Source organism: Nonomuraea monospora (genome assembly GCF_039531895.1).
In the GTDB taxonomy this organism is placed as follows: Bacteria; Actinomycetota; Actinomycetes; order Streptosporangiales; family Streptosporangiaceae; genus Nonomuraea; species Nonomuraea monospora.
In genome coordinates this window covers 235,132-259,449 of the sequence record NZ_BAAAQX010000006.1, presented here as the reverse complement: position 1 = coordinate 259,449, position 24,318 = coordinate 235,132, and the positions used below count along the sequence as shown (strand labels likewise).

The 24,318-nt window shown below is 72.4% G+C and carries 21 protein-coding genes; 14 read left to right on the top strand and 7 right to left on the bottom strand.

The features are described from left to right. Positions 1-78: 78 nt before the first annotated feature. Both ABD331_RS14515 and ABD331_RS14510 read left to right on the top strand, forming a co-directional pair. Positions 79-309 (top strand): hypothetical protein, encoded by a 231-nt coding sequence (locus ABD331_RS14515; RefSeq protein WP_344474695.1) that lies wholly within the window; start codon positions 79-81, stop codon positions 307-309. After that, the gene (locus ABD331_RS14510; protein ID WP_344474693.1) at positions 279-1,190 is read left to right on the top strand and encodes a protein kinase domain-containing protein; all 912 of its coding nucleotides are present in this window, start codon (positions 279-281) and stop codon (positions 1,188-1,190) included. The genes ABD331_RS14515 and ABD331_RS14510 overlap by 31 nt, the downstream gene beginning before the upstream one ends. On the opposite strand, the gene ABD331_RS14505 is transcribed toward ABD331_RS14510, so the two are convergent. Further along, the gene (locus ABD331_RS14505; RefSeq protein WP_344474691.1) at positions 1,183-3,495 is read right to left on the bottom strand and encodes a rhamnogalacturonan lyase; all 2,313 of its coding nucleotides are present in this window, start codon (positions 3,493-3,495) and stop codon (positions 1,183-1,185) included. The genes ABD331_RS14510 and ABD331_RS14505 overlap by 8 nt on opposite strands. A gap of 404 nt (positions 3,496-3,899) precedes the next feature. After that, positions 3,900-4,664: a DeoR/GlpR family DNA-binding transcription regulator gene (locus ABD331_RS14500; RefSeq protein ID WP_344474689.1), complete on the bottom strand. Its 765-nt coding sequence runs from the start codon at positions 4,662-4,664 to the stop codon at positions 3,900-3,902. A gap of 61 nt (positions 4,665-4,725) precedes the next feature. On the opposite strand from ABD331_RS14500, the gene ABD331_RS14495 reads away from it, so the two are divergent. From ABD331_RS14495 to ABD331_RS14485, 3 genes are read left to right on the top strand one after another with little or no spacing between them, the layout of a single operon-like run. Further along, positions 4,726-6,576 (top strand): FGGY-family carbohydrate kinase, encoded by a 1,851-nt coding sequence (locus tag ABD331_RS14495; RefSeq protein WP_344474687.1) that lies wholly within the window; start codon positions 4,726-4,728, stop codon positions 6,574-6,576. Then, on the top strand, positions 6,573-7,472 hold the full coding sequence (locus ABD331_RS14490) for a hypothetical protein (protein ID WP_344474685.1): 900 nt from the start codon (positions 6,573-6,575) through the stop codon (positions 7,470-7,472). The genes ABD331_RS14495 and ABD331_RS14490 overlap by 4 nt, the downstream gene beginning before the upstream one ends. Continuing rightward, on the top strand, positions 7,469-8,134 hold the full coding sequence (locus ABD331_RS14485; protein ID WP_344474683.1) for an aspartate/glutamate racemase family protein: 666 nt from the start codon (positions 7,469-7,471) through the stop codon (positions 8,132-8,134). Before ABD331_RS14490 ends, ABD331_RS14485 begins: the two co-directional genes overlap by 4 nt. Positions 8,135-8,279: 145 nt before the next feature. Here the strand turns inward: ABD331_RS14485 and ABD331_RS14480 are convergent, their stop codons facing one another. Then, positions 8,280-9,134: an SDR family NAD(P)-dependent oxidoreductase gene (locus ABD331_RS14480; RefSeq protein ID WP_344474681.1), complete on the bottom strand. Its 855-nt coding sequence runs from the start codon at positions 9,132-9,134 to the stop codon at positions 8,280-8,282. 174 nt (positions 9,135-9,308) lie between these two features. Between ABD331_RS14480 and ABD331_RS14475 the strand changes: the two genes are divergently transcribed. Next, on the top strand, positions 9,309-10,250 hold the full coding sequence (locus tag ABD331_RS14475; protein WP_344474679.1) for an RNA polymerase sigma-70 factor: 942 nt from the start codon (positions 9,309-9,311) through the stop codon (positions 10,248-10,250). Between the two features lie 114 nt (positions 10,251-10,364). On the opposite strand, the gene ABD331_RS14470 is transcribed toward ABD331_RS14475, so the two are convergent. Genes ABD331_RS14470 through ABD331_RS14455 form a run of 4 tightly spaced genes read right to left on the bottom strand, consistent with a single transcriptional unit; the run spans position 10,365 to position 13,681 of the window. Then, positions 10,365-10,724, bottom strand: a complete 360-nt coding sequence (locus tag ABD331_RS14470; RefSeq protein WP_344474677.1) for a hypothetical protein — start codon at positions 10,722-10,724, stop codon at positions 10,365-10,367. Then, positions 10,721-11,590 carry a DODA-type extradiol aromatic ring-opening family dioxygenase gene (locus tag ABD331_RS14465; RefSeq protein WP_344474675.1) on the bottom strand — a complete coding sequence of 290 codons (870 nt, stop codon included), beginning with the start codon at positions 11,588-11,590 and terminating at the stop codon, positions 10,721-10,723. Before ABD331_RS14465 ends, ABD331_RS14470 begins: the two co-directional genes overlap by 4 nt. Before the next feature lie 20 nt (positions 11,591-11,610). After that, the gene (locus ABD331_RS14460; protein WP_344474673.1) at positions 11,611-12,537 is read right to left on the bottom strand and encodes a citryl-CoA lyase; all 927 of its coding nucleotides are present in this window, start codon (positions 12,535-12,537) and stop codon (positions 11,611-11,613) included. After that, positions 12,530-13,681: a CaiB/BaiF CoA transferase family protein gene (locus ABD331_RS14455; RefSeq protein WP_344474671.1), complete on the bottom strand. Its 1,152-nt coding sequence runs from the start codon at positions 13,679-13,681 to the stop codon at positions 12,530-12,532. The genes ABD331_RS14460 and ABD331_RS14455 overlap by 8 nt, the downstream gene beginning before the upstream one ends. Positions 13,682-13,839: 158 nt before the next feature. Between ABD331_RS14455 and ABD331_RS14450 the strand changes: the two genes are divergently transcribed. The 8 genes from ABD331_RS14450 (at position 13,840) to ABD331_RS14415 (ending at position 24,289) form a co-directional block, all read left to right on the top strand. Further along, entirely contained in the window at positions 13,840-15,273 is a 1,434-nt protein-coding gene (locus ABD331_RS14450; protein ID WP_344474669.1) for an amidohydrolase family protein, read from the top strand. Positions 15,274-15,322: 49 nt separating this feature from the next. Continuing rightward, positions 15,323-16,123 (top strand): IclR family transcriptional regulator domain-containing protein, encoded by an 801-nt coding sequence (locus ABD331_RS14445; RefSeq protein WP_344474667.1) that lies wholly within the window; start codon positions 15,323-15,325, stop codon positions 16,121-16,123. Between the two features lie 81 nt (positions 16,124-16,204). After that, positions 16,205-17,263 (top strand): alpha/beta fold hydrolase, encoded by a 1,059-nt coding sequence (locus ABD331_RS14440; protein WP_344474665.1) that lies wholly within the window; start codon positions 16,205-16,207, stop codon positions 17,261-17,263. A gap of 50 nt (positions 17,264-17,313) precedes the next feature. After that, a complete protein-coding gene (locus ABD331_RS14435) occupies positions 17,314-19,347 on the top strand; it encodes a M14 family zinc carboxypeptidase (protein WP_344474664.1) in 2,034 nt (677 codons plus the stop codon). Continuing rightward, a complete protein-coding gene (locus ABD331_RS14430; protein ID WP_344474663.1) occupies positions 19,347-21,896 on the top strand; it encodes a M14 family zinc carboxypeptidase in 2,550 nt (849 codons plus the stop codon). Before ABD331_RS14435 ends, ABD331_RS14430 begins: the two co-directional genes overlap by 1 nt. A 60-nt stretch (positions 21,897-21,956) precedes the next feature. Next, positions 21,957-22,457, top strand: a complete 501-nt coding sequence (locus ABD331_RS14425; RefSeq protein WP_344474661.1) for a GNAT family N-acetyltransferase — start codon at positions 21,957-21,959, stop codon at positions 22,455-22,457. 64 nt (positions 22,458-22,521) lie between these two features. Next, the gene (locus ABD331_RS14420) at positions 22,522-23,664 is read left to right on the top strand and encodes a WD40 repeat domain-containing protein (protein WP_344474659.1); all 1,143 of its coding nucleotides are present in this window, start codon (positions 22,522-22,524) and stop codon (positions 23,662-23,664) included. A 19-nt stretch (positions 23,665-23,683) separates the two neighbouring features. Further along, positions 23,684-24,289: a hypothetical protein gene (locus ABD331_RS14415; protein ID WP_344474657.1), complete on the top strand. Its 606-nt coding sequence runs from the start codon at positions 23,684-23,686 to the stop codon at positions 24,287-24,289. Positions 24,290-24,318 lie beyond the last annotated feature (29 nt).

The window sequence follows — 24,318 nt, the reverse complement described above, 5'->3', positions numbered from 1 at the left end:
GATCTTCGGTGACGTGCAGGTGTCAGGACGCCATCAGGCCCGGCGACCCGTGGCCGGGGCGGAACGAACGGTGCGGCGATGACTCCGGCGCAGCCCGGTCACCGGGTCGGCGGGCGCTACCGGCTGATCGCCGTGCTCGGCTCCGGCGGGTTCGGCCAGGTGTGGCGCGCCCACGACGAGATCCTGGACGTCGAGGTCGCGGTCAAGGAGCTGCGGCTGCTGCCCGGGATGTCGCAGGCCGAGCAGACCAAACGGCTGGAGCGCACCGGGCGGGCATCGTGCACCGCGACATCAAGCCCGCGAACGTGATGCTCGCCGGCGACGGCAGGGTGCTGCTCACCGACTTCGGGATCGCGGTCCACGACACCGACACCACGCTGACGACCGCCGGGATGCTCATCGGGTCGCCCGAGTACATGGCGCCCGAGCGGCTGCGCGGCATGGACGGGCTGCCCGCCAGCGACCTGTTCTCCCTCGGGGTGACCCTCTACCAGGCTGTCGAGGGCGTCTCGCCGTTCCACCGCACCACGCAGCCGGCGGCGCTGACGGCGGTCCTGCTGGAGGAGCCTCCGCCGCCGCGCCGGGCGGGCGGGCTGGCGCCGCTCATCACGCGGCTGCTCAGCAAGGATCCCACCGGACGGCCCGCGGTCGAGGAGGCCCTGTCCCTGCTCGGCGCTGCCCGGCCTGGTCCCGTCGGGGTGGCGGGCGTCACCAGGGTCCTTCCTCCCGAGGCGGTGCGGGGGTGGCAGCTCAAGGGCGTGGCGCTGATCACGGTGCTCATCGTCGTACTCGGCCTGATAGGTCTACGGGACGCCGGTCTCGCCTGGGACGAGTACGAGGACATCCTCGACGACGGCTGGGAGGCCGCCCTTCCGGTGGCCGCCATCGCTGACGTCGCCTTCGCCGGGCTCCTGTGGGCGCAGGTCGCCCGGTTGGTCCCGCCGATCGCCGGCAGGACCGTCGCCGTCCTCGTCGGGGTCATCGCGCTGATCATCGGCAGCGGTGCGGCGGTGCTGGCCTTCGACGGCCTGGCCTTTCTCCTGATGCGGCAGCCCACCGGCCTGCGCTCCGACGACGCCGTGGTGACGTCCGGAGTCGTGATGACCGTTCTCACGCTCATCACGGCGGGCTGGGCCTGGGAGTCGTGGAAAGGCCGGCCCGGAGGCCGGCCTTCCCGGCAGGTCACTTGAGGTTCGGTACGGGAACCTTCGACCAGTCGAGGTCCGAGCCGAGGTAGAAGCTCGGGTACGCGGGCTGGTTGTAGGCGGTCTGCTGCCTGGCCACCTCCACCCGGTACTGCGGGTCGTGCATCAGCGTGTAGAGCTTGCGATCGGTCAGCTCGGTGCTCACGTACATGCGGATCGCACTGTTGTCGGCGGTACGGACGAGCAGTTCCTCCCGCCAGTCACCGAACACGTCGGCCACCAGCCCCGGGTTGCCCTTGGTCCAGTTGTTGGTCAGGGTGCCCTCGGCGGTCAGCAGCGTCCCGCGCCTGTAGTCGTCGATGGTCGGCGTCTGCAGGACGGTGGTGGCGGTGCCGTTGACGAGCTGGGTGGTCATGTCGGCGGCCCAGCGGATGCTCATGTTCGTGCCGGGCGCATTCCGGCCCAGGTACTCGCCGCGCGCCGACCACAGCCCCGCCTGGACGGCCTGGTCGGGCGGCATGGACGACCACGACTCGACGCCGCGGACGGCGGGGTCGATGTCGCCGACCATGCCGCGGCCGGTGTCCACGCCGCTGTAGCCGCCGTGGATGACCTGGCCGGTGGCCGCGTCGCGCAGCGCCCAGCCGTACGGGGCGGAGCGTCCGCCCTCGTGCACCGTCCAGATCTCCAGACCGGGCCGGTCGGGGTCGAAGTCGCCGACGTGCATGGCGTCACCGTGGCCGAGCCGGAGGTTCTGCCCCGGGAATGCGCTTTCCGGAGGGGCCTGCGCAAAGGACGAGTAGAGCAGGCCGCCGTCGTCGTCGATGGTGGCGGACCCGTACACGACCTCCTGCCTGCCGTCGCCGTCCACGTCGGCGACGCTCATCGAGTGGAAGCCCTGGGTGGTGATCTTCGCGTACTCGGGGTTCGTGCCGTCCACGCCGTGCGGGCCCGAGTTGAACGGGTTCGTCATGGGGGCGTGGCCGCTGTCGACGTACCAGCGTTCCTTGAGCCGCTTGCCGTCCCAGTCGTAGGCGACCAGCGTCGTACGGGTGTAGTAGCCGCGCGCGAAGATCGCTGAGGGGCGCTTGCCGTCGAGGTAGGCCACGGACGACAGGAAGCGGTCCACCCGGTTGCCCGGCTCGATCCTGGCCATCGCATAGTCGCCCCAGAGCAGGCCGTCGTCGCCGCGTCCCGGCTTGTAGTGGACGGTCTGCAGCTCGCGTCCGCTGGCGCCGTCGAAGACGGTCAGGTACTCGGGCCCGGTCAGCACGAACCCGTTGAACTCCCGCAGCCGGTTGTTGCCGCTGCGGCTCGGCGCGTAGACGTCGACGAAGTAGTTCGCCAGCTCGACGGCGTCGTCGTGGGAGAGCGGATAGGTGTACTTCTTCGCGATGCCGAACGCCTCTTCGAGCGTGGCCGGCCAGCGCCCGGCCACCACCTCCGGGTGCTCGTGCCAGTTCGCGAACATCTCAACGACGTGGTCGAAATAGTCCGCGGCGCTCTTGCGGTAGTCGTCGGTGTTGGCGTATCCGGACTTGACATCCTCACGCGGCATCGTGATGTAGCGCTCGGACACCACCTGCCCGTCCTGCCCGTAGCGGATGATCTTCGTGCCGGGGGCGGTCTTGAGCATCGTCTCCGAGCGGCCGTCGCCGTCGAAGTCGTAGACCAGGAACTGCGTGTAGTGCGCGCCCGAGCGGATGTTCACGCCGAGGTCCAGGCGCCAGCGCAGGGTGCCGTCCAGCTCGTACGTGTCCAGGTAGGTGTTGCCGGTGTAGCCGCGCTGCGAGACGTCCTTGGAGTTGGACGGGTCCCACTTGACCACGTACTCGTACTGGCCGTCGCCGTCCACGTCGCCCACGCTCAGGTCGTTGGCCGCGTACGTGTACGCCTCGCCCATCGGGGTCACCCCATCGGCGGGCTTCTTCAGCGGAAGATCGTAAAACGTTTTAACCCAAGGCTTCGCCGCAGCGCTGCGCCGCCCCTCGCGGCCCTTCACGATCGGCGCGACCCGATACTCGGACGTGGCCGTGCCGGCGGGGTCGCGATAGTTGGTGCTGTCGGTCACGGTGGCGACGGGCCGGCCGTCGCGGTAGACGCGGAAGTTCGCGCCCGTCATGCCGGTGGCGCCGGCGCCGGTCACCTCCTCGCCGAGCAGGCGCCAGCTCAGGAAGACACCTTCGCTGGTGGAGGCCGCTACCAGGCCGCGGTCGAGGTGCTCCAGCCTGATGCCGTCGCGGTGGCTGCCCGTGGCGTCGGCGGACGCGGGCAGTGCGGTGAGCGGCAGGCAGAGCAGGGCCGCCAGCCCTGAGGCTAACGCGCGGCGGATGCTGCTGGGGGGTCTCATGGTGACGAGCTCCGCTTTTGAATCGATTAAATTTTGGCTGGAGAGTATTGGGCGGTTGTGAGGTTTGTCAAGGACCCGTTTCCTACTGATTTCCTGGCATCCGGCCGCTTCCCGGGATTCTGAGGGCCGCCTGCTGGGGCCCCGAGGAGCCGCCTGCCACGCCCTAAAGCGCCGCCTGCCACGTCCTGAGCGCCACCCTCCCGGGCCCTGGAGCCGCCACCTCTTGGGCCCTGCCTCCCGGGTCGTGCCTGCCTGGCCCCGAGGAGTCGCCTGCCAGCGCCCTGAGCGCCGCATGCCGGGATCCTGAACGCCACCTCCCGCGCCCTGAGCGCCGCCGGCTGGTCCTGAGAGTCGTCTATCGGTCGTGCCCACCGGCGTGAAGCGGGGCCGGGCCTGTATGCGTCCTATGAGACGAGTTCCACCCTGACCCCCGTGAAGCCGGCCGGGACGCCGTCGGTCACCAGCCGCTCGACCGCGCCCCACCCGCACACCCGAATGGGCGCACTCAACGCGAACTTGCGCGCGTCACCCACCACGATCGTGCGCCGCGAGACGGAGATCAGACGGCGCTTGGTCTCGGCCTCGTACGGCGTAGCCCCGTACACGCCGGAACCGTCAAGCGCGGTGGCCGCCAGAAACAGCGTGCGCACGCTCAACTGCTCCAGCGCCGCCAGCGTCTCGGGGCCGCCGAAGGAGCGGGTGTCCCGGCCGTACTGTCCGCCGATGCCGATGAGCGTGATGTCAGGACGGGGAGCCAGGACGGCGATCGCGGGCAGCGAATGGGTGATCACCGTGAGGCCGGCGTCGGCGGGCAGCAGCTTGGCGATCTCCAGCGTGGTGGTGCCCGAGTCGAGCGCCACGGTCGTCCCCGGCTCGACATGCCGGACGGCCGCCGCCGCGATCCCCCGCTTGGCGTCGGCGGCCTGGACGGAACGGTCGGCGAAGGGCGGGGCGCTCGCGTCCGCCGCCGCCGTGGCGCCCCCGCGCACGGCCCTGATCAGGCCGTCTTCGGCCAGCTTCTGCAGGTCGCGGCGGACGGTGTTGGCAGAGACGCCCAGGTCGGTGACCAGGTCGGCGGCGGCGACGTACCCGTCCAGCTCGACGCGCCGCAGGATCGCCTCACGGCGGTGCGGGGCCGAGGTGTAGCGGAGGGTTCCTTCGCTGCTCATATGGTAAGTATGACGCAAAAGTTGGCGTATTAACGCCAAACTATGGACTTATAGTGACAACATGACCCTGACTGCCGGGATCGACGTGGGCACCACCCACGTCAAGGTGGGCTTCTTCGACGAACGCGGCAGCTGCGCGTCCGCCGTGCGGCACCCCACACCCCACGACCTGCCCGGCCTCATGGCCACCGTGGTACGAGGGCTGGAGGAATGCGCCGAGCGGACCGGCCGGCAGCCGTTCTCGATCGGTATTGCAGGAATGGCCGAGACGGGCGTGCCATTCGACGCGTCCGGTCAAGCGCTCACGCCGCTGCTGTGGTGGAACGATCCCCGAGGAACGGCGGAGATCGCCGAGCTGGGTCTGAACGCGGTGGATCTGTACGCGCGAACCGGGCGGTGGGCCGACGCCAAGGCCCCGCTGGCCAAATGGCTGTGGCTGCGTAAGCACGCGCCGGACGTGCTGCGGGCGATGCGGTGGTGGGCGAGCGTGCCGGACGCGGTCGCGTACGCACTCACCGGGGTGCTGCGCACGCACGCCACGCTCGCGGCCCGCACACTCGGATACTCGGTCGGACGCGCTGACTACGACACGGACCTGCTCGCTTTGGCAGGATTGCGCAGCGAGCGACTGCCCCTCGTACAACCATCTGTCCGGCCGGTCGGTGGGGTGGTGGCGCAGGTACGGGGCGTGCCGCGCGGCACGCCGGTGGTGATCGCCGGCCACGACCACGCGGTGGGGGCCTGGGCAGCGGGAGTGCGGCGGCCGGGTTCCGCGGCCGACTCGCTCGGGGCGGCCGAGGCCATGCTGGTGCCCGCCACGCACCCGCCCTCTCCGGGGGTCGGGCTGGCGATGGGGGTAACGGCCGACCCGTCGCTGGACGGGACGCGGACGGTGCTGGTGGGCGGGCTGCCGACGAGCGGCGCGACGGTGGACTGGCTCCTCAGCCTCTTCACAACAGCCAACGACACACCCACCGCGCCCCCCACCGGTCAACCATCCGAACCGCCCACCACGCCACCAGCCGGAGCGCCCACCCCAACGCCCACCGCGCCGACCGCTGCGCCGCCCACCACGAAGCCAGCCGCGCCCCCTGCCGGGACCCCCGCCGCGATGCCCACAACGACGCTCACCACGCCACCGAACGCGAAGCCAGCCGCGCCGCCCAACGCGACGCCCGCCGGAACGCCCGCCACGACCACGACGCCCGCCACGACCACGACGCCCACCACGACCGCGACGCCCGCCGCGACCCCTGCCGGGACGCCTGTCGCGATGCCCGCCGCGACGCCGAACGCGGGGCCCGCCACGACGCGCGCCGCGCCGCCAGCCGCGACCCCCGCTGGGACGCCTGCCGAGGCGGTGACTGCAGTGCTCACCTCGCCCGCCGGGGCGGTGGTGAGGGCGGGTGGATATGCGGCGTTGCCTGTGTTGCTGGCGGGTGTGCGGTTGCCGACCGGCATTCTCGTGGAGCCCTACCTGCGCGGCCGGGCCGCCCCCGCGCCCGACCGGGAGCGCCGGATGGCCTGGTCAGGGATCGCGTCCGGGCACGGCCCCGGCGACCTGCTGGCCGCCGCCATCGAGGGCACGTGCCTGCACAGCCGCTGGATCCTCGACGAGCTCACCACCCTGACCGGCGTCACCCCCGATCGCCTGGCCGTCTTCGGCGGCCAGGTCAGGATCCCGCTGTGGATGCGGGTCAAGGCGGCGGTCTCACCCGTGCCCATCGATGTGGTGCGCGCCGACGACGCCGTCTGCGCGGGCGCCGCGCTCATCGCCGGACAGGTGGGCGGCTCCCTGGACGACGTACCGGTGCTGCCCCGCGAACACCTGCCGCCCGACCCCCACCTCCAAGCCGCCTACCTGCCCCTCTACCAGCGTTTCCGTTCGCAGCAACGACAGGAGCACCCATGACCGCGCAGCACACCACCACCACACCGGCGCCGACGCTCGACCTGCTGGCCCGCCCCTCAGGCGGGTTCGCGATGGTGGCGATGGATCAGCGGGAGAGCCTCAGGCAGATGTTCGCGGCGGCCCTCGGCGAGCGGGTCGGGGACGAGCGGCTGACGTCGTTCAAGCTGGCGGTGGCGCGAGAGGTGGGGCCGTACGCTTCTGGGTTCCTCATCGACCAGGACTATGGGTTCGGACAGGTGGCCGCACAGCGGATGGTGTCCGGTGGGCTGATCGTCGCCGTGGACCGGCTGGAGCAGGAGCCCGACGGGCCGGTGGAGGACACCGGGATCGACGAGCGGGTCGATTTGGTCGCCGCCCGCGAGGCCGGGGCCGTGGCGGCCAAGCTGCTGCTCATCTGGCGCGACGACGAGCGCAGGGGGCGGCGGCTGGAGATCGCCGCCGAGTTCGTCCAGCGGTGCGCGGACGCCGGGCTGCTGTCCGTCCTCGAAGGCGTCGCCAAACCGCCCATCGGCACCACCGCGTTCGACGGGCCCGCCGCGATCAGGGAGGCGGCCAGGGAGTTGGCCGGGCTGCGGCCGAGTCTGTATAAGGCGCAGGTGCCGCTGGGCGGGGCCGCGCCGGAGGAACGCCTGGTGGAGGAGTGCGCGCGGCTCGACGAGGTGATCCCCGTCCCGTGGGTGGTGCTCTCGCAGGGGGTGGAGAGGGACGACTTCCCCGCCGCCGTGCGGGCCGCCTGCCGGGCCGGGGCGTCGGGCATGCTGGCCGGGCGGGCGATCTGGAGCGACGTGGTGGGCTGCGAGGACGTGGCCGCCGAGCTGCGCTCCCGCTCCGTGCCGCGCCTGCGGGAGCTGGCCGCGATCGTGGACGAGCACGCCCGCCCCTGGACCGCCCGATGAACGGATCCACGATCGCGATGCTGCACACCGTGCCCGCGCTCGCCGCCCCCCTCGCCGAGCTGGCCGCCGAGGTGCGCCCGGACGCCCGGCTCCTGCACTTCGTGGACGAGAGCCTGCTCCAGGACAGCATCGCCGCCGGCGGCCCGCCGCCGCACGTGCTGCGCAGGGTGATGGCGTACGCGGCCTACGCCGAGGAGTCCGGCGCGGGCGCGCTGCTGGTGACCTGCTCGTCCATCGGGGAGGCGGCCGAGCGGGCGCGCCCCTTCACCGGGCTGCCGGTTCTGCGGATCGACGAGCCGATGGCCGATCAGTCCGTACGGGAAGGCGCCCGGATCGGGGTGCTGGCCACGCTCGCCACCACCCTCGGCCCCACCACGCGAGCGGTCCAGCGGGCGGCGGCGCGGCGCGAGGTGGAGCGGGAGGTGGTGCCCCGGTTGTGCGAGGGGGCGTTCGAGGCGTTGCGGGCCGGTGACGCCGCCCGGCACGACGCGCTGGTTCTCGACGGGTTCCGGGAGCTGGCGGGGAAGGTGGACGTGGTGGTGCTGGCCCAGGCGTCCATGGCGCGGATCGTGGGGGAGGCGGACGGCGGCGTACCGGTGCTGTCGTCACCGCGCTCAGGCATCGCCCAACTCGGCGACCTCCGAACGACCCAGCCCGGCTGACCGCGTCCGGCAGCGGTCCCGCCTGGTCGGGCTCGTCCGGCAGCCGTCCCGCCCGGGTGACCGCGCTCAGCAACGGTCCGGCCCGGTCGGCCGCGTATGGAACGGCCCGCCTGATGGCGCTCGGGAGCAGCCCGGTCCGTCGGCCTCAGGCGTTGTCCCCCTGACCGTGGCTGCCGTGAGCCGCGGCCGACAGGTCCTGCCAGTCGTCCCACATCTTGAGCCGTTCGGCGTAAGCCTGCTGAATCATCGGATAGAACCCCTGCCCGAACAGCACCCGCAGCGGCGGGTTCTCGGTGTCGGCCAGCTTGAGCAGCGCCTGGGCGGCGGCGGCCGGGTCGCCGGCGGGCTGCTTGCCGGCGACCGCGCCGAGGCGCTGACGCAGGCCGTCGTAGGCGGGTTCGGGGGTGGCCAGGTGGCCGTTGGCGAGGGGGTCGGGGTTCTTGCCGTCCCGGGTGGCGAACCCGCCCGGCTCGACGATGGTCACCTTGATCCCGAAGCCGGCGACCTCACCGGCGAGCGCCTCGTTCAGGCCCTCCAGCGCCCATTTGGAGGCGTGGTAGGCGCCGCCGAGCGGCAGCGCGATGAGCCCCGCCGCCGACGAGAGCTGGATGATGTGCCCCGACCCCTGCTCGCGCAGGTGCGGCAGCACGGCCTGGACCACCCACACGGCGCCGAAGAGGTTCGTCTCCATCTGGTCGCGCAGGTCCTGCTCGGTCAGCTCCTCGACCGCGCCGACCTGGGCGTACCCGGCGTTGTTGACGACGACGTCCAGCCGGCCGAAGTGCTCCTTGGCGCGCTGGACGGCGGCGAGGACGGCGGCCCTGTCGGTCACGTCCATCGCGAGGGGCAGCACCGCGTCGCCGTGTGCGGCCACCAGGTCGTCCAGGCTCGCGGTGTCCCTGGCCGTCGCGGCCACCTTGTCGCCGCGCTCCAGGGCGGCCCGCACGAAGTGACGGCCCAGGCCGCGCGACGAACCGGTGATGAACCAGACCTTGCTCATGATGCTGCTTCCGTTCCCTCTACGGTGTCCTGACGACCACGAGACGCCGGCCACGCCCGGCCCTGTGACATCGGGAAGATGTGACGTGTGCCACTCGACCCGGGTGTCACACCGCCGGGCCGGGCGGCGTCTCGTTAGCGGCAGCACAGGTCAGCGAACAGTCAGGAGCCGGTCATGAACGAGCACAGCGAGCCGACGGCGGCCACGGGGGAGCCACCCGCCGGCGGCGGCTCGGCCGACTCGGCCACCGAGACGTTCGTCGCCCACCGCAACCTGCTGTTCACCGTCGCCTACGAGATGCTCGGCTCCGCCGCCGACGCCGAGGACGTCCTCCAGGAGACCTGGCTGCGGTGGATGAAGGTCGACCTGGAGCAGGTGCACGACCGCCGCGCCTACCTGGTCAGGATCGTGACCAGGCGCGCGCTGGACCGGCTGCGCTCGGTGAAGCGCCGCAGGGAGGAGTACATCGGCCCGTGGCTGCCCGAGCCGCTGCTCACCGCGCCGGACGTGGCCGAGGACGCAGAGCTGGCCGAGAGCGTCTCGATGGCGCTGATGCTGGTGCTGGAGACGCTGGCGCCGACCGAGCGGGCCGTGTTCGTGCTGCGGGAGGTGTTCGACGTCGGGTACGACGAGATCGCCGCCGCGGTGGGCAAGAACCCGGCGGCCGTACGGCAGATCGCGCACCGCGCCCGCCGGCACGTCGATGCCCGCCGCCCGCGCGAGGTCGTCGCTCCGGACGTGGTCAGGGCGGCGCTCCAGTCGTTCCGGCGCGCGTTCGAGACCGGGGACCTGCAAGGGCTGCTGGACGTGCTCGCCCCCGAGGTGGTGCTGATCAGCGACGGCGGCGGCGTCAAGCAGGCCGCGCCGCGGCCGATCGCCGGGGCCGGCAAGGTGGCCCGCTTCATCGTCGGCGGCCTCGGCAAGGCGCAGGTCACGCTCACCGGCGAGCCGACCCTGGTCAACGGCGGGCCCGCGCTGGTGCTGCGGGTGAACGGCGAGATCGACGGGGTGATCGCGGCCAGCGTCGAGGATGGTCGCATCGCCGGCCTCTATTACGTCCGGAACCCGTACAAGCTCACCCGGATCGCCTCCGAAATCCCGCTCACGCTCAACTGACCGTCTTCGGGATCTCGGCCCCCTCAACCGCCGGTCTGAGGGCAGAACGGGAGGCTGGCGGGCAGGGTGATCAGAGGGCGGGGGCGGTGGGCTCGTGGGCGGGGTGGTTGTTCGTCAGGTGGCGATGTCCGGATACGGAAGCTGCACGTGCGCCACCCGCCGCGCATACTCCGTCTGAAACCCCATCGGCGGATGATCCCGCTCGAACATCGCGATGAACAACGTCAACGTCAAGAACGGATGCGCCCCCATCTCGAACAACCGCGGATAGTCATGCGACCCCAGCGCCTCCCGCTCGGCCTCGTCGAAGCCCAGCCACGTGGACGACTCGCCCGCGTGACACCCCAGGATCCGGTTGGCGTAGGTGTCCTCCCACCACTCGACGGTGCCGCGCGGGTCGGCGCGGTACCGCTCCACCAGCTCGGGGTCGCGATCGACGGTGAACAGGAACTTGTTCAGCAGGTACTTGCTCACGTCCGGCCGCCTCCGTTCGCGGGATACCAGGTGAAGTACGCCTCCATGGTGTGGAACAGGTCGTAGGTGTCGACGTAGTCGGCTTTCCTGCCGTCGCCCGCCACGCCCATCATGAGCATGAAGTCCATGAACCCGTGGGTGGCGTTGCCGGGCTGGTGGAGGCTGTCGAGGGTGACCTCGGACAGGCAGCCCTCGATGTCGCCGGAGGAGATCCACTCCACGGCCCTGCGGTCGAACTCGGGGTCGGGGCCGTGCGGACCGAACTGGCGGGGCCCGCCGAGCTCCAGCGACAGGTGCCCGGTGCCGATGATGGCGACCCGCTGGTCGGACGGCCACGACTCGACCAGCTCCCTGATGGTCCGCCCGAGCTGCACGAACCGTTTCGGCTGGGGGAGGGGAGGGGCGAAGATGTTGGTGTAGACGGGCACGATCGGCAGGTCGTTCTGGGGGCGCAGGGTGATGATCGGGCAGGTGATCGAGTGGTCGATCCGCAGCTCGTTGGAGAAGGCCAGGTCGAAGCCCGCGTCCAGGCCCTCGCGCAGGATGTACGCCGACAGGTCCTCCTGCCCCCGGCAGACGAGGCGGGGGAGGCCGAACTCGCGTTCCTCGTTGTAGAAGTTCGCGTCGTAGAAGGGCGCCTTGCCGACCAGGAACTGCGGCATGTTGTCCAGCCAGAGCTGGTGGAAGTGGTCGGAGCCGACCATCACCAGCACGTCCGGCCTGGCGTTGGTGAGCGTCTCCCGGAACGCCATCACCTTGCGCACCCACTCGTCGGCGAACGGCGGCCGGTCCTCGCCGGTGGCGGTGCTGGCGCGGTAGTAGAACGGGTGGTGCGTGGACGCGATGACGGCGACGACCTCAGCCATGCGGACCTCCATCGACGAGCTCAGCCATGCGGGCCTCCATCGGGGTAAGGCTCGGGCGGGACGGACCGGTTGTTCAGGTCCACGGACAGGAAGATGTCGTTGGCGACCGGCCGGCGCAGCTCCTCGGCGAGCTGGCCGATCAGCCCCGCGGTCCTGGCGAGCAGCGCGAAGCCGCGCAGCAGCTCCAGCGGCAGCCCCAGGTCGGCGAGCGCGGCCCCGCACGCCCCCGCCCCGTTGAGCGGCAGCGTGCGGCCGAGCACGCGCGGGTGCACCCGGCCGATGGCGGCGAACAGCGACAAATGCGGGCCGAACAGCCCTTCCTCCGCCGCGATCTCGAACAGCCGCGGCGTGCGCGGGTCGCCGTCCTTGTGCACGTGGTGGCCGAGCCCCGGGACGAGCCGCCCCGACTCGCGCCGGGCCCGCAGGGTGTCCAGGGCGAGGGCGTCCCAGCCGGAGTCGTCGCACGGCAGCGGGTCGCGTCCCGCGACCACCTCGTTGAGGAACCGGCCGCAGTCCTCGGTGACGCCGAGGAAGCGCGAGCCGCCGCCGAGCAGCCCCGCCGCCAGAGCACCCTGTACGGAGTCGGGCGCCGACAGGTACGTCAGCCGGGTCACGATCGCGGTCGGCGTGAACCCGTGATCGGCTAGGGCGGCCAGCACGGCCTCGAACACCCGCACCTCGCCGGGCGCCGGCCTGCGCTGGGTGGCCAGCCAGAACGCCAGCTCGCCGAACCCCACCTCGCCCATCACGTCCGTGGCGAGGTCGTGCCCGAGGAGAGTGATCTCCTTGGGGGAGGAGGCCCCGAGCGCGGTCGGGTACTCAGGCCCGCCCGCCGGTGCAGGTCGCTCAGGAAGGTGGCCCGCGCCGTCAGGAAGGTGGCCCGCGCCGTCAGGAAGGCGGCCCGTCCCATCAGGAAGGCGGCCCGCCCCTGCCGAGTGCTCAGGCATGCGACCCACCCTCCAGCCACTTCCGCAGCTCAGCCCCATGCTCGTCCAGCTCGGGCGGCGGCAGCGCGTACCCGGCGGGCGTCTCGGAGAACCGGATCGGATGCCGGGTAGTGGGCACCGCCCGTTCCCCCTCGCCCACCACCACGACCGGCTCCAGCCCGAACCGCTCCGCCACCGCGAACCCGCCGTCGATGGTGTTGATCGGCCCGCTCGGCACCCCCGCCTCCACCAGCAGCGCGAACCACTCGTCCGCCCCCCGGGTGACGAGCCGTTCGACGAGCAACGGCCGCAGCTCCTCCCGCCGCGCCGTACGGTCGGCGTTGCGCTCGAACCGCGGGTCGTCGGCGACCTCGGGAATCCCGAGCACCTCGCACAGCTTCCTGAACTGCCCGTCGTTGGCCGCGGCCACGATCAGCTCGTGGTCGGCGGTCGGCAGCGGCTCGTACGGGAACACGCTCGGATGCGCGTTCCCCATCCGGAACGGCACCACGTCCCCCGCCACGTACGCCGAGCTCTGGTTGACCAGCCCCGTCAGCGCCGACGACATCAGGTTCACCTCGACGTGCTGTCCGCGCCCGGTCGCGTCGCGGTGCCGCAGGGCGGCCAGGACGCCGATGACGGCGTGGTTGCCCGCCATCACGTCGAACACGGAGATCCCGGCCCGGTACGGCGGCCCGTCCGGCTCGCCGGTCAGGCTCATCAGCCCCGACATGGCCTGCACCATCAGGTCGTAGCCGGGCACCCGCGCTCCGGCCCCCGACCCGAACCCGCTGATCGAGGCGTACACGACACCGGGGTTGGCGGCGGCGACGGCCGCGTGGTCGAGCCCGTACTTGGCGAGGCCGCCTGGCCGGAAGTTCTCGACGAGCACGTCGGCGCGCCGGGCCAGCTCTCTGGCGAGCCGCGCGTCGCCGTCGTCGCGCAGGTCGAGCGCGATGGACCGCTTGCCCCGGTTGACGCCGAGGTAGTAGGTGGACGTCGAGCCGCGCGCGGGCGGCGTCCACGTCCGGGTGTCGTCGCCGCGCGGCCCCTCCACCTTGATCACGTCGGCGCCCAGGTCGGCCAGCAGCATCGTCGCGTACGGCCCGGCCAGGATCCTGGAGAAGTCGGCCACCAGCACGCCGGACAGAGGCCCGTCAGTCATCCAGCTCCCACCTCGCGTCCGCTTGACGGACGAACGTCCGCCCAAGCGATCACAGCACGCACCTCCGCCCCCGTCAACCATCTTGACAGGCATCGACGGGCTCATCACAGTGACGGTGACCGTACAGCGGACAATCGTTCGCAAGCGAGGAGCCTGTCATGAACGACTTCCAGGCCGGACGCCCCCTGGTCCTGCGCGGCGGCACCGTGCTGCCCATGGACGGCCGCCGTGTGCTGCCTGACACGGACGTCCTCGTCACGGGGGACACGATCGCCGCCGTCGGCCCCCGGCTGGAGGCTCCCGAGGGCGCCGCCGAGATCGACGCCTCCGGCGGCATCGTGATGCCCGGCATGATCGACACGCACCGGCACATGTGGCAGACCGCGCTGCGCGGCTACGGCGCCGACTGGACGCTCACCCAGTACTTCGTCTGGTTTTACCTGGAGTACGGCAAGCTGTTCCGGCCGCAGGACGTGCACGCGGGCAACACGCTGGCCGCCATCGAGGCGCTGGACGCCGGCGTCACCACCGTCGTGGACTGGTCGCACGGCCTGCGCACCCCCGACCACGCCGACGCCGCCGCCGACGCGCTGCGCGCGGTGCCGGGCCGGTACGTGCTCGCGTACGGCAACATCCAGCAGCCGCCCGCCGAGTGGGCGACGGCGCCGGAGTTGCGAGACTTCGTCCGCAGGAGGATCACCGGCGACGGCATGCTCGGCTTCCAGCTGGCCTTCGACGTGCTCGGCGACCCGTCGTTCCCGGAGCTGCCCGCCTTCGAGGTCGCCCGCGACCTCGGCGTCACGGTCACCACGCACGCCGGCGTGTGGGGCGCCACCGGCGACGACGGCATCCGGCTGATGTACGAGCACGGCTTCATGGCCCCCGGCACCATCTACGTGCACGCCGCCTCGCTGTCGGCCGACTCCTACCACCGCATCGCGGCCACCGGCGGCTCCGTCTCGGTCTCCACGGAGAGCGAGCAGAGCGCCGGCCAGGGCTACCCGCCCACGTGGGCGATCCGCGCCCACGGCATCCCGGTGTCGCTGTCCATGGACACCAGCGTCTGGTGGAGCGGCGACCTGTTCTCCGCCATGCGCGCCACGCTCGGCGCCGACCGTTCCCGCGAGCACCTGGAGGCGCACGCCAAGAGCGAGACGGTCACGCACTGCGCGCTGCGCTCCGACCAGGTCGTGGACTGGGCCACCCGGGGGGGCGCCGCCGCCATCGGCCGCGCCGACCTCGGCACCCTCGCGCCGGGCCGGAAGGCCGACCTCGTGCTGATCAAGAATGACGCGTCGCCGGTGTCGTTCCCGCTGCTCAACCCGTTCGGGCACGTCGCCTTCCAGGCGCAGCGCGGTGACGTGCACACCGTGCTGGTGAACGGGCGGGTGGTCAAGCACGAGCACCGGCTGGTCGGCATCGACCTGACCGCCGCCCGCGCCGAAGTCGAGCGCACGGTCGAGTACCTCAAGGGCGAGATGGGGGAGGAGGCGTGGGAGAAGGGCATGAACCCGGACATCCCCACGACGAAGGTGCTCGACAACCCGTACACGTACACCGACTACCGCAGCGACTCCACGCACCGCCTGTAGCAGCCCCTAAAGTCGGATCAAGTAGATCCAGAAGCGAGCGGGGACGTAGATGGCACGTGGTGAGACCGGACCTGACTTCATCGAGGCGCTGGCCCGCGGCCTCGACGTCATCAGGGCCTTCCAGCCGGGCCGCCCGGTCATGTCGCTGACCGACGTGGCGACGGCCGCCGGCCTGGCCCGCCCCACGGCCCGCCGCATCCTGCTCACCCTCCAGGAGCTGGGGTACGCCAGGCCGGAGCAGGGCGGGTTCGCGCTCACGCCGCGGGTGCTGGAGCTGGGCGTGTCGTACGTGCGCTCGATGGGCCTGTGGGAGGTGGCCAGGCCGCATTTGGAGCGGCTGGTCACGCAGACGCACGAGTCGTCCTCGGTCGCGCAGCTCGACGGCTCCGACATCGTGTACGTCGCCAGGGTCTCCGTCCCGAAGATCGTCGCTCTGTCGGTGCAGATCGGCACCAGGTTCCCGGCGCTGCAGACGTCCCTGGGCAAGGTGCTGCTGGCGGCGCTGCCGCCGGCGGAGGTGGAGCGGGTGCTGTCGGAGCCGAGCCGCTCCGGCATCGAGCCGCGCTGGCGGCCGGACGCCAAGGAGCGCGAGGCGGTGCTGCGCGCGGTGCGGGCCAAGGGCTGGGCGGTCACCGACCAGCAGCTCGCGCTGGGCATCAGGTCGGTGGCGGCGCCGCTGCGCGACGGGCTCGGCAACGTCATCGCGGCGGTGAACGTCAACGCGCACGCCGCCGAGACCTCCATCGACAAGCTCACCGAGGAGCACCTGCCGCTGCTGCTGAAGACGGCGGGCGCGATCAGCGCCGACTGGGCGGCCTACGAGGCGGTGCCGCACGTGACCGCCTCCTGATTACTCCCGTTTGGCATATCAATCGCACTCGATAACGAGCTGAATCCGGAACACTGGCAAGCCCGGCGGCAGGATCGGGCCATGCGTTTGATCCTCAACACCGTCATCACCCTGGTCACCGCCATGTCACTCGGAGCCGAGCCCCGCGACCAGGTGAAACGCTCGGACTTCCAGGTCACGAGCGACCCCGGCGTGCGGATCGCCGTCCGCGAGGTGAGCGTCCAGGGCGCCGGGCGCGACCGCCCGCCGGTGCTGCTGCTGCACGGCGCCCGCGTCCCTGGTGTGGCCAGCTTCGACCTGCGCGTCCCCGGCGGCTCGCTGGCCGAGGACCTGGCCCGCGCCGGCCACCGCGTCTACGTCATGGACGCCCGCGGCTACGGCGGCTCGACCCGCCCGGCGGCGCTGTCCCGCCCGGCGGAGGAGAACCGGCCCGCCGTCCGCTCTGACGAGGTGGTCCGCGACATCGCCGCCGTCGTGGACAGGATCGCCCCCGAGGGCGAGGTCGCGCTGCTCGGCTGGGCGACCGGAGCCCACTGGCTCGGCCAGTACGCCGCCGCCAACCCCGGCAGGGTCAGCCACCTCGTCCTCTACAACACCCTGTACGGCCCCGTGGACGGCCACCCCACGCTGGGCCGAGGCAGCGACAACGAGGACCCGGCGCATCCGGGCCGCTTCAACGCCGCCGCCTACGGCGCCTACCGCTTCAGCACCGGCGCGAGCCTGCTGCCGTCGTGGGACAGCAGCATCCCGGCCGAGGACAAGACCACGTGGCGCGACCCGGCCCTGGTGGACGCCTACGTCAAGGCGGCCCTGGCCTCCGACCCCACCAGCGGCACCCGCACGCCGCCCAGCCTCCGCGCCCCCTCCGGCGCCATGGAGGACAGCTTCTACCTGGCGACCGGCCGCCAGCTCTGGGACGCGGGCACGATCACCGCCCGCACGCTCATCGTGCGCAGCGAGCGCGACTTCTGGAGCCGCCCGCAGGACGTGACGCGGCTGCGCGAGCACCTCGTGCACGCCCGCGACGTGCGCGAGGTGGAGCTGCCGGAGGCGACGCACTACGTGCACCTCGACCGCGCCGACCGGGGCAGGGAGCGGTTCGTCCGGGAGGTGGTGAATTTCCTGGGTCTTGCCGGTTGAGGATTGTCGGCTTTCAATGAGCCCCAGAAGGGATCTTCCTGGAGGGGCACATGCATGGCTTACGGGCGTCCACGGTCGTTCTGCTGATCGCCGTCACGGCATTCCTGGCACCGGCGCCATCGATCCCGGCGGTCGCCGGACCGGCCGACCCGGAGCCGGTCTCCCTGGTCACACTGTCCGTGCCGGACGCGGCCGCCATGGAGCGGCTGGTCGCCTCCGGCGCCGACCTCACCGAACGGGTGCGCCCGCAGGCGGACGGCAGCGTCCGCGTGGACGCGGTCCTCACACCGAGCCAGCTCGCCGCCCTGCCCGAGGGCGTGACCAGGGCGGCCGGTCAGGCGCCGCGGGCGGCCCGCGAGGCCACCACCGCCACGCAGCAGGACCAGGTCGTGGTCGAGCGGGCGGTCTGGTTCAAGTCCCGCGACGGGTACTTCCTGTCCGTCGAGGCCAGCAGCAGCGCCGCCCAGGCCGCCACGCTCACCGTCACCTGGCAGGGCAGGCGCGGCACGACCGGCCGGGCGGAGATGATCGCGTACGTGGACGCGGGCGCGTACCTGGGACACCAGTTCAGCACGCCCGTCCCGGCCGCCGACCAGCCGCAGCGGATCACCGTCACCTCCACCGGCGGCGGCAAGGCCGACGCCCGGGTCAAGGAGTGGCCCGACGGCGAACGCCCCGACCACACCGGCCGCGGCTACCAGAAGGACTTCGTCACCCAGTACATGCCGCCGGCCCAGCTCAACGAGCGCATCAAGGCGCTGCACCGGCAGTTCCCCAAGCTCACCGACCTGATCGCGCTGCCGTACAGGACGAACGGCTACCGCAGGCACGCCCAGGCGCTGATCGGCACGCCGCCCGGCGCAGCCGTCGTGATCACCTCGGCCGCGTACGGCTCCGAGGGCGGCAACGACCTGTCCGTCGAGCTGGTCACGCCCGGCACGCCCAATCAGCCGCTGCGGGTCACCGTCAACGGCAAGCTGATCACCGTCAGCCTGGCCACCGACGGCTCGGGCGCGGCGGTCAGCACCGCCGCCCAGGTCGTCGCGGCCGTCAACGCCGTGCCCGGCATCCCGGTCAGGGCCTCTCTCTACCGCACCGACCCGGGGGCGGGCGTCATGGCGCCCGCACCGGCCGTCCAGCTCGACGACTTCCTCAACGCCCCCGCCGACGTCTCCCGCGCGCCCGCCCAGGTGCTCGCGCTGCGCATCGGCGAGCGCCGCGACGGCTCACGCACCGGCGTGCTCGCCTACTCCCAGGAACACGCCAGGGAGTGGGTGACGCCGCTGGTCACGATCGAGGCCGCCGAGCGGCTGCTGCGCAACCACGCCCGCGACAGGGCCACCCGCCGGCTGCTGGAGCGCACCGACATCTTCATCGTGCCGACCGTCAACCCCGACGGCGCGAACTACAGCTTCTACGACTTCAACTCCCAGCGGAAGAACATGACGAACCACTGCCCGGCGCAGCAGTCCGACCCGGCGCTGCGCAACACGTGGGGCGTGGACGTCAACCGCAACTACGCCGTCGGCTCGCTGACCGACGGCTACTTCGGCGCCTCGGCCAACTGCCAGAGCGGCACGTACGCGGGCCCGGGCGAGCACTCCGAGCCCGAGAGCCGCAACGTCATCTGGCTGGCGCAGAAGTACCCCAACATCCGCTTCGCCATGAACGTGCACAGCTACGGCGGCTTCTTCATGTGGCCTCCCGGCGCGTACAAGCTGGACGGCCGCGTGACCCTGCCCAGGCCCACCGAGCAGGAGCTGGCCTACTTCCTGCGCTCGGCCCGCACCATCGAGCAGGCCATCGCCGCCGAGCGCGGCACCGTCATCTGGCCGCAGCAGACCGGGCCCGTCACCGACGTGCTGTACTCGGCGGCCGGGAACTCCGCCGACGAGCTCTGGTACGACTACGGCGTCTACGGCTGGGACTTCGAGGTCGGCGCAGACCTGTGGAACCCGGCGACCGGCACGTGGGAGGGCGTCGGCTTCCAGCCGCCGTTCGAGGAGGGCCACGCGGAGGCGATGGAGTTCGCCTCCGGCCTGATCTCGCTCATCGGGATCGCCGCCGACTACAGGGAGCGCTGATGCGCCGTCTCCTGGCCGCGGCCCTCGCGGTCGCGTTCCTCGCCGTCCCCTCGCCCGCCTCCGCCGCCCCCGACCCGACGGCCCCGCCCGCGCGGGACTTCGGCAACGGCCCCGAGCGGAACGACGCCGCCGCAGGCGTCCCCGAGCAGGCGGGCGCCCTCGACGCCGCCGCCCTTCCTGAGGCGCAGCCGTACGGGCACTCCCACGACCGCGGCTACCCGCGCCGGACCCGCCTGCCGCTGCCGCCGGAGAACCCGGCCGACTCCTCGATCAAGCTGGGCCTGGTGCCGTACCACGGCATCGCGCCCAGGCTCAACGAGCTGCAGCGGCGCAGCGATCGGGTCAGCGTGGAGATCATCGGCCGCTCGTACCAGGGCCGCGACCTCTACCTCGTCACCGTCACCGAGCCGGAGAGCGCCGCGCGGGCCCGCGAGCAGGCCCGCATCCGCGAGCGCATCGAGAACGACCCGGCCGCCGCCGCCAGGGACCGCGGCCTGGCCGCGCGCTATAAGGCGCCGATCTTCGTCAACGCCAACATCCACGGCAACGAGTGGGAGGGCACGGACGCCTCCCTGCGTACCATCGAGCAGCTCGCCACCAGCACCGACCCGGCGGTCACGGCCCTGCTCGCCCGCACCCGCCTGTACTTCAATGTCACCGCCAACCCCGACGGCCGCGTCAACGGCGTGCGCCAGAACGGCGCGGGCTTCGACCTGAACCGCGACTTCGTCACCGCCTCCCAGCCCGAGGCGCGCGCCATGCGCCAGGCGATCATGGACACCCAGCCGGTGGCCCTGCTCGACCTGCACGGCTACGTCAACGGCACGCTCATCGAGCCGACCACCCCGCCGCACGGCGCCAACTACGAGTACGACCTGTTCATCACCAACACCTACGCCAACGGCCTGGGCATGGAGGCCGCCGTCAACGCGCTCGGCTACACCCCGGAGCGGGACGGCGTGGAGCCGGTGCAGATCCCGTTCCGCGACTCCACGGACGGCTGGGACGACTGGCCGCCCATCTTCACCCCGCAGTACGCCCCCTTCCACGGCACGGTCGCCGCGCACACCGTGGAGATCCCCCTCGACGTCAACGAGCCCGCCTACAGCACCGAGCCGGTGGAGGAGCTGCGCCGCCGCTCGGCCATCAACACCGACGTGGCCGCCGCCGCCGTCCGCGCCACCTACGGTTTCGTGCGGGCCAGGCACGACCGGCTGATCGCCGACCAGATCGAGGTGTTCAGGCGCGGCGCGGCGGGCGAGCCGTCGAAGGCCGTGCCGCTCGGCATCGTGCCGGGCTTCGGGCCCGAGGACGTCTACACCACCACGTTCCCGCGCGCGTACGTCATCCCGTCCGGGGCTGGGCAGCGCTCGGCCACGGCCGCCGCCCGCCTGGTCGACCACCTGATCGCGAACGACGTGCGGGTCGAGCGGGCCGAAGCCGCGTTCCGCTCGGGCGGCAGGACCTACCCGGCGGGCTCGTACGTCGTGGACATGCGGCAGCCGAAACGCGGCCTGGCCAACGTCATGCTGGAGCCGGGCGCGGACATCTCACCCCGGGTCGGCGCCATGTACGACATCTCCGGCTGGAGCCACGCCCTGCTGTGGGGCGCCACGGTCGAGCCGGTCGAGTCGTTGCGGGCGCGTACCGAGCCGGTCAAGGCCGCCGCCCCGACCGGCTCCGTGCCGCGCACCCCCGGCCCGCTCGCGCTGCGCGTCAACGACGCCAAGGAGGTCAGGGCGCTCAACGACCTGCTCGCCCAGGGCGTCGCGGTGACGTGGGGGAGCGCCGGCGCGATCGTCCCGGCCTCCGCCAGGCAGGCCGCCAGGGCCGTCGCCGACCGCTACGGCGTCGCCTTCACCGCGGCGGGCCCGGCCGCCGGCGTCCCGCTCGCGCCGGTGCGGGTCGCCGCCGCCGCGTCCGCCGACGAGCTGTTCACGCTGCGCGAGCTGGGCTTCGCCGTCACGCCCGTCTCCACCGCCGTCCTGAACGCGGGCTTCGACTGGAGCGGCACGGACGTCCTGTACGTCTCCAGCGGCCTCAGCCACGCGGCGCTCAACCCGGCGGCCAGGACGGCGCTCGACGCGTTCCTCGTCACCGGCGGCGTCATCACCAGGGGCCGGACGGGCGCGGCCTTCAACGCCGCGGCCGGCCTGCTCACCGCCACCACGGTCGCGGGCAACAGCGACGGCAACGGCGTGGTCCGCACCGTGTCCCCGAACGCCGACCTGCCCGGGTACTCGTTCGTGTACTCGCCGCTCTGGTTCACGGGCCTCGGCCCCGAGGTCACGGTCGAGCAGTCGTACGCGGCGGAAGGGCCGCTCATCGCCGGTCACTGGCGGCCCAGGGACGACGGCTCGGGCGGCGGCCAGAAGGACGCCAGAGGCCAGGCGGCGGTGGTCAGCGGCAGGGACGAGCGGGGCGCGGCCGTGGTGCTGTTCGGCACCGAGCCGATGTTCCGCAACCACCCCAAGGGCCTGTTCGCGCAGGTGGCCAGGGCGTTGTACTGGTCGTCCTCGGTGACGGGGGCCGCCGTCGGCACTCCATGATCGAACCTGCTATGTTCTACCTTTCCGGCCGGGTTCGCTCCCGGCCGGAAAGTCACTTTCATGACCGAAATTGATGTGACCGTACGGCCGGCGACGGCCGACGACCGCCCCGCGATCGAACGCCTCTGGCTGATGTTCCGCCACGACATGGCCGACTACCAGGGCGGCCTGCCCAGCACCGACGGCACCTACCACAGCGACCGGCTGCGCTCGGCGCTCACCGACCACGACTGGGCGGCCTACCTGTTCACCAGCGGCGACTCGCCGGTCGGGTTCGCGTTCGTGCGCGCGCTGTCCGGGCCCGCCCGGGTGCTGAACAGCTTCTTCGTGGTACGCGGCGCGCGCAGGTCCGGCATCGGGACGACCGTCGTGCGCGAGGTGATCGCCCGCCACCCCGGCCCGTGGCGGGTCGCCTTCCAGGACTCGAACGCGGGCGCGGTCGCGTTCTGGCGGCGGGTGGCCACGGAGGCCGCCGGGGCCGCCTGGACGGAGGAGCGGCTGGCCGTGCCGAACCGGCCCGACGTGCCGCCTGACGTGTGGATCTCCTTCACCGCGGGCTAGGACGGGCGCGGCATCGCCACCTCCGGCGGTGGCGGTGCCGCCGCGTTCAGGCGATGATCGTTACATGCGCCCTTCACCGTCTGTCGCGCTGGCCGGTTTAGCCCTGGCCGTCCTGGCCTCCGGCTGCGCGGATCCGGCCACCGACCGCGTCTCGCTCGTCGGCTCGCAGCCGTCGTCCACGATGCTCCCGCCGTCGTCCACGATGCTCCCGCCCGAGGTCCGGACGACCACGGGCCCCGCCGTCCGCCACCCGTACCCGATGGCCACCTCCCTGGCCGACCCCACGGCGACCGGAACGCCACTCGCGCCGACCGGCGAGCCCCGGTTCTTCGTCTCGGCGGGAGCCCCCGTCGCCCGCTTCCCCGGCGACTCGAAGACCGCCGTGCAGACGCCGGTCAAGCCCGCCGTCCAAGACGCGGAGACCGGCGAGCTCGTCGCGGAGATCCCGCTGCCGCCCGGGGTCGAGAGCTCCTGGCACGTCGTGGCCGCCGCCCGCGACAACCGCACGTTCGCCATCGCCGGCTGGACCGGCCGCCAGGACCCGGCCATCGTCTTCTTCCTGGTGCGCCTCGGCGAGGACGGGCGGCCGGGCGAGCCGGTGGCCGTCACGCAGACCGACCCCGACGTCCTGACCACCGTTCACGACCTGGCGCTGAGCGCCGACGGCACCCGGCTGGCCTACGCCACGCCGCTGCTCGGCGGCGGCGCCAAGATCTCGGTGCTCGACGTCGCCACCGGCAGGCGCAGGGACTGGACGACGATGACGTACTCGATGGTGAACGGCCTGTCCTGGGCGCCGGACGGCCGGTCGCTCGCGTACGTGCCGGGTGGCCGTGCCATCGCCGTGCTCGACCTTGCTCGCGCGGGCACCGATCTGGACCGCGCCACCTCCAGGACCGTCACGAACGCCGAGGGCGTCCGGCTGATCGAGTCCGTCGCCCACACCCCCGACGGCGCCGCGCTGATCTACGCGGCAGGGCACACCGTCGAGCGCGTCGCCGTGTCGGGCGGGCCCGCGCGCGTCCTGGCCAGGCCCGAGCTGCCGCCCGGCGCGTCGCTGACCCTGCGCTTCAGCGTGGACGGGACGGGCGAGCACCTCCTGTACGTGAACGGCGGGCGCGCCCACCAGGTCAGCCTCGCCGACGGCACCGCCGCCTCGGTCCCGATCGCCGAGCAGGAGGGCGAACCGCCGCGCGCGGCCTGGTGAACGGTGTTGAATGTCGCAGATGTTCGATGATCCACTGCGCTGGCTCCGCGCCGCCGCCCACCGCACCCGCGAACTGGCCATGAACAGGGCCGAGACCGGCCTGGGCCACCAGGACGCCGACGACGACGCCGGCACCATCGGCACGGACGGCGCCCGCGGCTTCGACCCGTTCCCCCTGCTCGAAGCCCTCCACCGGCACGGCGTGCGAGCCGTGGTGATCGGGCAGGTCGCCGGCATCATGCACGGCTCCAACGAGCTGACCGGCGACCTCGACCTGCTCTGGGACGGCGACCCCGCGCACGCCCCCGCCCTGGCGGACGCCTTCGCCTCCGTGGACGCCCGGCTCACCGGCGAGACGGGCGACGCGCTGCCGGTCCGCCCCGAGTCGTTCCTGCGCCCCAAGGTGGAGTTCACCGCGACCGGAGCCGGCGGCGACTGCTGCACCCCGGCGCTCCCCTGGGGGAGCCTCGACGCCCGCGAGTTCCTCGCCCGCGCGCTCACTGCGTCAGGACCCGGAGGGCTGGAGGTCCACTACGCCTCGCGGGACGACCTGATCCGGATGCGCCGCGCCATCGGCCGTCCCAAGGACCTGCGGCGGGCCGCCGAGCTGGACGCGCCCGGCTGACGGTCGGACGATTTTTTCTCCAGGTCGCC

Coding starts and splice junctions, on each gene's coding strand:
- ABD331_RS14515 (WP_344474695.1), top strand. CDS start 79: ATGACTCCGGCGCAGCCCGGTCACCGGGTCGGCGGGCGCTACCGGCTG.
- ABD331_RS14505 (WP_344474691.1), bottom strand. CDS start 3,495: ATGAGACCCCCCAGCAGCATCCGCCGCGCGTTAGCCTCAGGGCTGGCG.
- ABD331_RS14500 (WP_344474689.1), bottom strand. CDS start 4,664: ATGAGCAGCGAAGGAACCCTCCGCTACACCTCGGCCCCGCACCGCCGT.
- ABD331_RS14495 (WP_344474687.1), top strand. CDS start 4,726: ATGACCCTGACTGCCGGGATCGACGTGGGCACCACCCACGTCAAGGTG.
- ABD331_RS14490 (WP_344474685.1), top strand. CDS start 6,573: ATGACCGCGCAGCACACCACCACCACACCGGCGCCGACGCTCGACCTG.
- ABD331_RS14485 (WP_344474683.1), top strand. CDS start 7,469: ATGAACGGATCCACGATCGCGATGCTGCACACCGTGCCCGCGCTCGCC.
- ABD331_RS14480 (WP_344474681.1), bottom strand. CDS start 9,134: ATGAGCAAGGTCTGGTTCATCACCGGTTCGTCGCGCGGCCTGGGCCGT.
- ABD331_RS14475 (WP_344474679.1), top strand. CDS start 9,309: ATGAACGAGCACAGCGAGCCGACGGCGGCCACGGGGGAGCCACCCGCC.
- ABD331_RS14465 (WP_344474675.1), bottom strand. CDS start 11,590: ATGGCTGAGGTCGTCGCCGTCATCGCGTCCACGCACCACCCGTTCTAC.
- ABD331_RS14460 (WP_344474673.1), bottom strand. CDS start 12,537: ATGCCTGAGCACTCGGCAGGGGCGGGCCGCCTTCCTGATGGGACGGGC.
- ABD331_RS14455 (WP_344474671.1), bottom strand. CDS start 13,681: ATGACTGACGGGCCTCTGTCCGGCGTGCTGGTGGCCGACTTCTCCAGG.
- ABD331_RS14450 (WP_344474669.1), top strand. CDS start 13,840: ATGAACGACTTCCAGGCCGGACGCCCCCTGGTCCTGCGCGGCGGCACC.
- ABD331_RS14445 (WP_344474667.1), top strand. CDS start 15,323: ATGGCACGTGGTGAGACCGGACCTGACTTCATCGAGGCGCTGGCCCGC.
- ABD331_RS14440 (WP_344474665.1), top strand. CDS start 16,205: ATGCGTTTGATCCTCAACACCGTCATCACCCTGGTCACCGCCATGTCA.
- ABD331_RS14435 (WP_344474664.1), top strand. CDS start 17,314: ATGCATGGCTTACGGGCGTCCACGGTCGTTCTGCTGATCGCCGTCACG.
- ABD331_RS14430 (WP_344474663.1), top strand. CDS start 19,347: ATGCGCCGTCTCCTGGCCGCGGCCCTCGCGGTCGCGTTCCTCGCCGTC.
- ABD331_RS14425 (WP_344474661.1), top strand. CDS start 21,957: ATGACCGAAATTGATGTGACCGTACGGCCGGCGACGGCCGACGACCGC.
- ABD331_RS14420 (WP_344474659.1), top strand. CDS start 22,522: ATGCGCCCTTCACCGTCTGTCGCGCTGGCCGGTTTAGCCCTGGCCGTC.
- ABD331_RS14415 (WP_344474657.1), top strand. CDS start 23,684: ATGTTCGATGATCCACTGCGCTGGCTCCGCGCCGCCGCCCACCGCACC.